We start from the raw sequence: 9039 nt of genomic DNA, 5'->3' as shown, positions 1-9039 counted from the left end.
TTCGCGTCCCGACTGGGAATAGGCATATCCGAGCCTCTGGTGAAAATCGGCCTGGTCGGGATAGATCGTCACCAGTTCTTCATAGATTGGCACCGATTTCGCGTAGTCCCTGTCGTTAAAATATGCCTTTGCCAGTTTCTTCTTGAAAGCATGGTTCTCCGGATCCGCCTCGATCGCCCTGTTAAGATATTCGAATTTCTTTTCCTTATTGCCGAGTTTGTCGTAAAGATCGGAGATCGTGCCCATCGTCGTGGCGTCATTGGGATTTGAAACAAGAGAAGCTTCGTAATACCTTATGGCATCCTGAAGGTTGCCCCTGCTCTGGGCGATAAAACCGAGATTGATGTTTCCATTGTAATGGTCGGGGTCTTTTTCGATCAGCATCAAATAGTAGACTTCGGCTTCGTCCCACTTTTTCAGATTGAGATAGTTGTACCCTATCGAGGTGATGAGGCTTTCATCTCCGGGTGAGAGCTCAAGAGCTTTTTTATATGCCGCTATTCCCCTGTCATAGTCCTGCGTCCTCGTATAGGTCGAACCGAGTTGCGACCATGCAGAAAGATATGCCGGTTTTATCGAGACTGCTTTCTCAAGGCTTTGTATCGCTTCGGCATATTTGCCTGCCGAAAGAAACTGCTGTGCTGACTGGAATGCTATCTCGGCAGGGCCAAGCTGCTTGTCAAATCCCTTATCGTCCTTGACCGTCGCCGTTTCAGCCCTGGTGTAGTCAGTGTTGACATTCCCGCCGGTACTGGAATTGCACCCCAGTTGTGAAGCGATCGCGACCAGCATGACAGAAACAATGATTTTCTTCATTGGACTTTCCTTTCCTTTTGAATGGATCTTCTATTCCTTATTATATCCTTACCTGAAAACAATCTAGGGAAGAGTCTTCCCCGTGTCAAGTTCAAGTTCAATATCACCTTTACCTATCCCAGCCTGCTTCGCCTTCGGCCTGGGCGGGATTGTTGAGAGCCTTCTGAAGCATTATTATATTCTCGCCGGCTTTTTTCCCGAGATGACCTTCAGGATCGAGAGTCGCGACATTTTCCCATTCGAGAAGCGCTTCCCTGTACATCCTGTTTTCCCAGAAAAAGATCGCGAGATAGTACCTTGGTTGAGGGTGGTCGGGATCTATTTCAAGTGCTCGCGCGAGATGTTCCCACGCGATCTCATATTCTTTTCTCTGAAGAAGCATGAAGGCGAGATGCGAATTGGCGAGCAGATCGTCCGGTTTGAGATCGACTGCTTTCCTGAAACAATTCTCTGCCAGCCTGGCGCGCTGCTGTTCGTCGTAGAGTACTCCGAGATTCACATATGATTTATAATGCCGGGGGTCCCTGGCGATGGTAGCCTCATACCACGCGACAGCCGAATCTGCTTCCCCCTGACCGTGAAAAGAGATCGCGAGCTGGAAGAAGACCTCGGCGTCATCCCTTCCGTTGCTGATAAGATGCCTCAGGTAGGCGATCCTGGCCTGCGCGGGAAGACCGTCAATCTGCTCGGCCAGAGGTATGCCGGTCTCTTCGCTGACGCCCGCGGCTCCGGAAGTCATCATTACAATGGCCAGAACGACAATCGCAGTTTCACTGTAAATCCTTCTCATCTCTCTCCCGCGGATCACTTATCAACATCAGAGCCTGCCGGGACATCACCGGATAATCCCGGGAACTGCGGCGCGCGCCGCCTGGGAGCTCTGATCGTCCTCTATATATTCATAATAAAAAGGCAGGCTGGAAATATCAATGCCTGTCGATCTTTCTTTTCGTCCAGCTTTCGGAGAAACTCATACTGATACCGAGGCGAAAGACCTTCTCGTCAATCCCGTTATCAGTCGCCGAGCCGATCTTCCCGAATTCAAGCGTAAAATCAAGGTCGCCAGGACCGCCCGGAAGGGGAAATCCCGATCCCAGCGTGAAGAAATTCGAAATTACCGGTTTTCCCTGCGGAAATTCCAGGTGCCATTGATTCCTGTAAAAACCGGCCCTGACAGGGATCCTTGAAAATAACCCGCCACTGACAGATCCTTTTCTTTCGACGCCGAAGGCAATGAGGTTCTCGTCACCTATAGCGCCATCGAGCTGGGCGAACCCGGTCGGCTCCGGCCCCTCTCTCCTCCAGTACGATCCCGTGATCCACCATCTGTCGGTCATCCCGGCCCCAAAACCGGCGCTCACCGCGGCAGGAAGAGAAAAATCCCACGAGGATGATTGATTGAGCGAACTCAGCGTGTGCTTGATCTGTTCGTCGACTGAATATTCTATCCCCTCGTCATAGGAACCGCCTATCCACAACCTTGGATGGGCCCTCATCAGCATGGAGACCGCCCAGGAAGTACCGGAAAAACTTCTCGTTCTGATCGAAGAGACACTATTGTAAAGAGGATCATCAAAGTAAACCGATACTTCGTCCTTGATCGAACCCCGTTCGATCTGCAACTCTCCCGATATCCTGAGCCACGATACCGGCCTCCAGGCGAGGATCAACGGTGTCGTGAAAAGAGAGCTGTTCAACTTGTACTGTTCATTCGGCGCGGGAGTCGTCTCAAATTCGCGGGGGTACGAAAAATCGGCTTTCCCCTCGAACCTTGTCCTGTATCCGAGGCCGAATACCAACCCTTTCCTCAGTGGGACTGCGAGATTGACTATCGGCATCTGGAACCTCGTCTGATCAGACTTGATATCATCATATCCGATCCTGCTGAAGCTGAGGACTTCGAAGAGAGAGAAGGTCACATTATTGATATCGGCAAGGGAAGCGGAATTCATGCTTATCGCGCTCGCCGTGTCAGGCAGGGCGAGAGCAGAGTATCCCAGAGCCGCGGCTCTTGCATTGCCGGAAAACTTGTGCTCACCGATGAAATTCAGCCCGAATACCGATTGCGCGCAGAGCTGTCCGCTGAAAAGGAGTGATGCCGCGACGACTGACAGCGATATTTTATACTTCATTCCTTGCATCTATTCTCCGGAAAAATCAGGCGGAAGGGAATATACGACCTCTATATACGGCCTCAACGAATCGGCCGCTGACATGCTGTAAAAGGAAGCTTTCTGGAAACGCGAATATTCCTGGTTCGACTGCAGGACCAGGCCGGTATTTTCCCTGAGTCCCTCATGCAGGTCCAGAGTGAACCCTACGAGAGGGATGCGGATCTCTTCCGAGATCGTCGGAAGAAAAGTGTTCACAGCTACGCCTGTCCCCTTGAAAAATCCGGGATCCCCGGTATCTCCCGAGTCGGGTGTATAAAGATAATAAATAAAATCGGATGTCAGTCCCAGGAGCAGGTCTCCGCCAGTCGCGCCAAGTCCGTTTGAACCATCGGTATGCAGTACAAGAGCTGAATAATGTATCATCGCGTCCGGGGGAAGATCCTCAAGACCGAATTCAAAGAATATCCTTGTGGCGACTCCACCCACGCAATCGAGCCGGTCGCTGCTCCCGGTGAAGGAGGTGATCACGTAATCCTCCGTCACGGGAAAGGTGGCGACAGTCTCGTCGGAAAATATCACCTTCAGAACGGGAGGGTCGGAACGGTAATTGTGCGATTTCATCTCGATCAATCCGAGGGTATCCGGCTCCCCGGCCCAGTTTATCGATATTCCGAATGGCCACGGAGTCCCACCGTCGATCCATCCCTGGACCATCTCCTTGTCCAGGCTGAAAGAATTCCTCTCTATGTTGATGTCCCTTACAGTCTCCCCGTACTCACCCTGAATAGCAACGGGATCGAAAAGAGGGATGACGGTCAAGGTGTCTTCCTCATCGAAATCCTCAAGAAGTTCGTTGAACGTGACCTTCATGTGAAAAAGGGTATCCTCGATGATCGTGACGGGGAGATCCAGATAGACAGAATCAACGGTCAGATCGGCGTAATTCCCGATCGAGTCGAAATCAAATTTCATCAGAATCGATTCGAATCGAATCCCCTCGACCTCGCCTATCCTTAAAAGAGAGGATTTTCCTATCCCCAGTGGAAAGTCGACTATCGACACGCTCGCCAGCGTATCGACAAGCCGCACCGTCTCCCCTGCTTCAGGCGGATACGATCCGTCATCTATGAAGATCTTTGTCACCGGCCCCTCGGGGTCCGAACCACAACTTCCAAGCGCCATGGCAAAGACGGCAAGTATCATGATCGCTGATATTTTACAGTATCTGTTCAATTGATCTTCTTTCTAGTAACAGTGCGCCTGAAGAAACTACACGGAAATCGGAAGCCAGTCAAGATGAATAGACGCTAAAATCAGCCACAATCGCGATTCCGGCATATTTCCGCGATAAAACCGGGCGATCCCGATCGTCATGACCCTGTTACACTTCACGGAAGGGCCAGTTCCAAAAGAAATCCGCCGGGATCAAAATCGACCCGGCCGGTTCAACCGACTTTGGCCCAGCGGTATGTGTCAGCGAACGCGAAGACGCTGAAACCGGTCTTCCCGTATAGACGAAGCGCGGGAAGGTTCATTTCCTGCGTGCAAAGCGCGGCGCTTTCCACTCCTTCTTCCCTGAAATATTCCAGCGCTCCCTCGACCAGCGAACGACCCAGGCCTGATTTTCTCCTTTCGGGCGATACGGCAAGCATATCGATCCAACCCGCTCCGCCGGTGAGCCGGTCCGGCAGAATACAGGCGCAATATCCCGCGATATCGGGTTCATTGCCGCGGGTGACGAGTATCCTGTCGGCTCTGCCGTCGATCGAACCGCTCATCCATTCCCGGTGCAATCGATCAGCGTCCCCCCCGCTTATAAGCGGATCGATATGAAAGCGGTCATAGCTGTAAGACGATCCGGCCAGGTCGATAAGCTGCTGCCGGTCCCCTGGGACTGATGGCACGACAGGCCAGCCAGGCGTCTTGCCGTCCGTCTCCGCTCTGAGATATACTATCCTCTCGAGTTTTTCAAATCCAACCGAAACAAGGTCGGATTCACCGACTCCTTCCGGGCAGTTACTGTCAGCGACCCTGATCGTAATGTAGGTGATGCCTTCATCTTCGGCCCGGTCAAGAAGGTGTTTGATAAGAGTCCCTGTTCCCTTTCCTCCCGCCAGGATGACCCGCGCGCACTCTCTTCCGAGGATCCGCGTGTCCCAGCCGAGCTTTTCCCAGAGAAGGAGCCCTTCCACTTTTCCACCTCTTTCGGCGGCGCAGATATTGACCAGTCCGCTTTCGACAAGCGCTGACAATACCCCGGAAGCGAATTCGATCCCCTCTTCACTTGCCGGATCGAACCCGGCAAAAGGAGCGGTGACGCTCGCGGCGGCTGTCTGCCGCAGAAGATCCCGTGTGCTGCTTAATTGATCCCGCGAAAGGGTGCCTGTTATGATGTTCATATATTACAAGAAGGCGGAGCGGGTGAAAGACCCGCTCCGCCATGCAGGCGTTATTCGGACGCGCCCCGTTTGGAGTCGAAATAAATATAGAAACAGAGCCCGGCGAACAGGAAGACGCTGAGAATCTCCCCTGCCGCCGTTTCTCCGAAGCCGGTGAGAAGTTTCTCGCTCCATCCTTCCGGAAGGGCAAGCAGGGCGCTTACGACTCCCATCAGCGCTCCCCCGGCGATAAATCCTGAAGCGATAAGCGTTCCCCTGTTCTTTCTCTTTTCCGCCACTTCCACATTTGAACTGCTTTTCTGTACCAGGTGAGCTACCAGCCCGCCTATAAGTATCGGCGTATTAAGATGTATCGGCAGATACATTCCAAGCGCGAAGGCAAGCGGAGAGATCTTGAGAAGCTCGAGGATTATCGCCATGAAACCGCCGGCTATATACAACCCCCATGGCGCCCTGGCGTCTGACATAAGGGTCTGGATCACCGCGGCCATGGCGTTGGCCTGTGGAGCGTCGAGTTTGTCAGGCCCGGTAAAACCGTACGTCTTGTTCAGAAGAAGAATGACGCCGGTCACGCTCGCCGCCGCTACAGCGATACCCAGGAATTTGTACATCTCCTGTTTCTTTGGAGTCGAGCCGATCCAATATCCGACCTTCAGATCGCTTATGAAGGCTCCGGCAGTAGAGAGGGCTGTACAGACCACCCCTCCTATTATAAGAGCCGAGACCATCCCGGCCGGTCCGGAAAGCCCCGCCTTTACTAGGATTACGCTGGAGAGGATCAGGGTCATCAGTGTCATCCCCGAAACGGGGTTCATCCCTACTATAGCTATCGCCCTCGCGGCGACCGTCGTGAAAAGGAATGTTATTACCGCTACGACGACAAGCGCTATCGTGGCGATCTTCCATGAATCGACTACAAGGAACCCGAAGAAAAGGAAGACGACAAGAAGCGTTATGATTAGAGCGCCGATCACTATCGACATGTCGATGTCCCTGTCGGTCCTCTCGGTATCGCTTCCCGATCTGCTCTTACCGGAGAACATCTCCCTGAATCCCACGCTGAACGAGGAGACGATGATCTTCGACGATTTCAGTATACCTATCATACCTGCTACGGCGATACCGCCTATTCCGATATGCCTTATGTAGTTATCGAATATATCCTCGGCTCTCATATCGGAGATCAGCATAGTGACGTTGCCGACCGGCACTTCGAGATGCTGTCCGAAAAACCATACGGCGGGGATCAGGACAAGCCATGAAAGGAACGAACCAGCCGCTATTATCGTGCCGTACCTGAGTCCTATGATATAGCCGAGTCCGACCACAGCCGCCCCGGCGTTGACCTTGACGACGAGTTTCGCCTTGTCGGCCACAGTGGCAAGTGCCGGGATGACGCGGGTCGATATGACCTCGCTCCATAACCCGAAGGTGCCGATACAGAAATCGTAGATACCTCCGATTATAGCGGCTACGAGAAGGACCTTGGCCTGGTCTCCGCCCCCTTCGCCCGTAACGATCACCTCGGTGATCGCCGTTCCTTCAGGAAAGGGCAGATGCCCATGCTGTTCCCTTACGAAATATCTCCTCAGCGGAATGAGAAAAAGTATGCCTAGAAAACCACCCAGAAGGGCGGCTAGAAATGTCTGATAGAATTTCAGTTCCAGGTCGAGGATGAACAAGGCCGGGAGGGTGAAGATCATCCCCGCTACGACTACGCCCGAAGCCGATCCTATCGATTGTATTATCACGTTCTCGAGGATCGTATTGCGTCTTTTGAATATCCCCGACAGTCCGACGGCGAGGATGGCGATCGGGATAGCCGCCTCAAACACCTGTCCCACCTTCAGTCCGAGAAAAGCGGCGGCCGCGGTAAAGATGACCGCCATAAAAAGTCCGATCAATACCGAACGGACAGTTATCTCGGGGATGATTTTGCCGGCGGGGATATAAGGTGTGTACTCCTCCCCCGGCTTGAGGACCTTGTAGGCGTTCTCCGGAAGCCTCTTTGTCCCTTGACTTTTCTCCATTTTTCCTCCTTGTCGGAATGATTGCGCCGGAAAAAGCGGATCTTTTGATATTTCGCGGATTCTAACACGGAGCGGCTATCTGTTGTCAACTTCGTTCTACCATCGCGCTATCAGGAATTGTAGTACGTCTGGCCCTTTCGCATCCTGCCCAGTTCGATCACATACCGTGGAAAGAATCTCAGCAACCGGAAGAGGTTCTTCGGGTCGATTATATATGCTGAAAAATCGAAATAAAGCGGGTGCAGGACCGGGACAAAGATACCGCCGACGCTTCGCGCCTGGTCGAACCTTTCCAGAAAAGCCCCGGCAAGACGCTCTGAGAAATCAGGTTCCGGCCTGACAGTGATATCGGCGTAATGCTGGCCCATGGAGAGCAGACCTGAGACCTTCCAGTCTTTCGCCGTATGTATCGGATGATAGTAACTGTTGCGGTAAAATGTGTCGTACTGAAACCCCGCTCCAGCCGCTGAAATATGGGTGTTTTCAGAAGAGTTCGTTCTCAGCTCCCCTCCGTGCATGCAGATGCCGAATACTTCCTGCCCCGCCATATCTTCAAGCAGTCTCTTCTCTCTTGCCGCTGCCGACCGTTCATCTTCCCCGTACCTTTCAGCCGTAGTGATGAACTCTCCGTGAAGCGCTATCTCCTGGGCGCACCCACGTTTGATATACCCGGTAATCTCCTTTTTGCCGTAGAAATATCCTGCCGGCCTCAAGTATACCGTGCTTTTCAACCCGAAGCGCCCTTCGAGCTCATCGATGGCGGGGAGATTAATGATCGCCTTGTCGACATCGTACCTCGTCGAAACGGCTGCCCTGTACGGCACACGCTCCCTGCGCGGGAGAGGCCATATCCTGAGTTCGGGGATCTGCTTCCTGTGGTGTATCGAAGCGACAAGGGCGCGGAATCCTTCCAGGTCGTCGCTCGAATATTTCTGGTGCACTACAGAGGTATCATGAAGTCTCGAAAGCAGAGGAAGAAGCTCGGCCTCGCAGGCATCGGAGAGGCTCCCTTCCCTCACCGCTTCTATATGGCCATACCCGATATGCCCAAGGACCTCCTTCAGGAAGTCGATATATCTTTCCCCAACCGACAATCTGAGTCTGACCGTTCCGGCAGGCAGGCCGGAGGGGACTGGAATCGAAAGCGGCGCCGCTTCAAGCCTTTCCCCGTCTATCTCTATCACTGCCCCGCGAAGACCGGTACTGACCGAGAGTATTCCGGATCCGCTTATCTCCAGCTGCATGGAGGCCGATTGTCTCCGCTCCCACCAGGAAGCGATATCATGCTGAGTGCATTTCCAGGTATCCTGATGACTGCTGATCTGCTGAAGGAATTCGGTGTACGCGGGCCTGTCCTTCATATATCTGTGGCGGTTGACCGCGCGGCCGAGGAGAGAAAGATTCATTGATCGGTTCCCGTTGATTTTTCAGCGACAAAATCGACGAGGAGCTTCAGGCTGTCGAAGATATCGAAATCGTCATCGTCGATATAGACTTTGAACCGTTCCTCTATCGCCGTCAGCAGCGAAAGACCGCTCATCGAATCGAGGCCGAGGCCCTTCTGAAATATCGGGATATCGTCCGGTATCCCTTCCGGATCGGGGTGGTCGCTCATCTGTCCGGCAATTATCTTCCTGATCTCGGTTTCGACTTTTTTTCTGTCAGTCAAGATCTCCTCCA

The 9039-nt window shown here is 53.0% G+C and carries 8 protein-coding genes; all 8 read right to left on the bottom strand.

Translation table 11 applies throughout. The features are described 5' to 3' along the window. Nucleotides 1–816 (bottom strand): tetratricopeptide repeat protein (locus tag JW814_02340; protein MBN2070269.1); only part of this gene is annotated, 816 nt, incomplete at its 3' end. A gap of 109 nt (nt 817–925) precedes the next feature. Continuing rightward, on the bottom strand, nt 926–1606 hold the full coding sequence (locus JW814_02335; protein MBN2070268.1) for a tetratricopeptide repeat protein: 681 nt from the start codon (nt 1604–1606) through the stop codon (nt 926–928). Nucleotides 1607–1742: 136 nt separating this feature from the next. Next, nucleotides 1743–2957 (bottom strand): hypothetical protein, encoded by a 1215-nt coding sequence (locus tag JW814_02330; protein MBN2070267.1) that lies wholly within the window; start codon nt 2955–2957, stop codon nt 1743–1745. Then, nucleotides 2958–4163 (bottom strand): hypothetical protein, encoded by a 1206-nt coding sequence (locus JW814_02325; GenBank protein MBN2070266.1) that lies wholly within the window; start codon nt 4161–4163, stop codon nt 2958–2960. It abuts the gene before it with no gap. Nucleotides 4164–4375: 212 nt separating this feature from the next. Beyond that, nucleotides 4376–5329: a GNAT family N-acetyltransferase gene (locus JW814_02320; protein ID MBN2070265.1), complete on the bottom strand. Its 954-nt coding sequence runs from the start codon at nt 5327–5329 to the stop codon at nt 4376–4378. A gap of 50 nt (nt 5330–5379) precedes the next feature. Beyond that, the gene (locus tag JW814_02315) at nt 5380–7359 is read right to left on the bottom strand and encodes an oligopeptide transporter, OPT family (protein MBN2070264.1); all 1980 of its coding nucleotides are present in this window, start codon (nt 7357–7359) and stop codon (nt 5380–5382) included. Between the two features lie 110 nt (nt 7360–7469). Next, on the bottom strand, nt 7470–8765 hold the full coding sequence (locus tag JW814_02310; protein ID MBN2070263.1) for a hypothetical protein: 1296 nt from the start codon (nt 8763–8765) through the stop codon (nt 7470–7472). Next, nucleotides 8762–9028 carry an acyl carrier protein gene (locus JW814_02305; GenBank protein MBN2070262.1) on the bottom strand — a complete coding sequence of 89 codons (267 nt, stop codon included), beginning with the start codon at nt 9026–9028 and terminating at the stop codon, nt 8762–8764. Before JW814_02305 ends, JW814_02310 begins: the two co-directional genes overlap by 4 nt. Between the last annotated feature and the right edge of the window lie 11 nt (nt 9029–9039).

The organism is Candidatus Krumholzibacteriota bacterium (genome assembly GCA_016932415.1).
Taxonomy (GTDB): domain Bacteria; phylum Krumholzibacteriota; class Krumholzibacteriia; order Krumholzibacteriales; family Krumholzibacteriaceae; genus Krumholzibacterium.
This window is presented reverse-complemented; position numbering and strand designations above follow the sequence as displayed.

What these genes read in the sequence shown, in the direction of transcription:
- JW814_02310 (MBN2070263.1), bottom strand. Translation starts at nt 8,765, where the DNA reads ATGAATCTTTCTCTCCTCGGCCGCGCGGTCAACCGCCACAGATATATG.
- JW814_02330 (MBN2070267.1), bottom strand. Translation starts at nt 2,957, where the DNA reads ATGCAAGGAATGAAGTATAAAATATCGCTGTCAGTCGTCGCGGCATCA.
- JW814_02315 (MBN2070264.1), bottom strand. Translation starts at nt 7,359, where the DNA reads ATGGAGAAAAGTCAAGGGACAAAGAGGCTTCCGGAGAACGCCTACAAG.
- JW814_02335 (MBN2070268.1), bottom strand. Translation starts at nt 1,606, where the DNA reads ATGAGAAGGATTTACAGTGAAACTGCGATTGTCGTTCTGGCCATTGTA.
- JW814_02320 (MBN2070265.1), bottom strand. Translation starts at nt 5,329, where the DNA reads ATGAACATCATAACAGGCACCCTTTCGCGGGATCAATTAAGCAGCACA.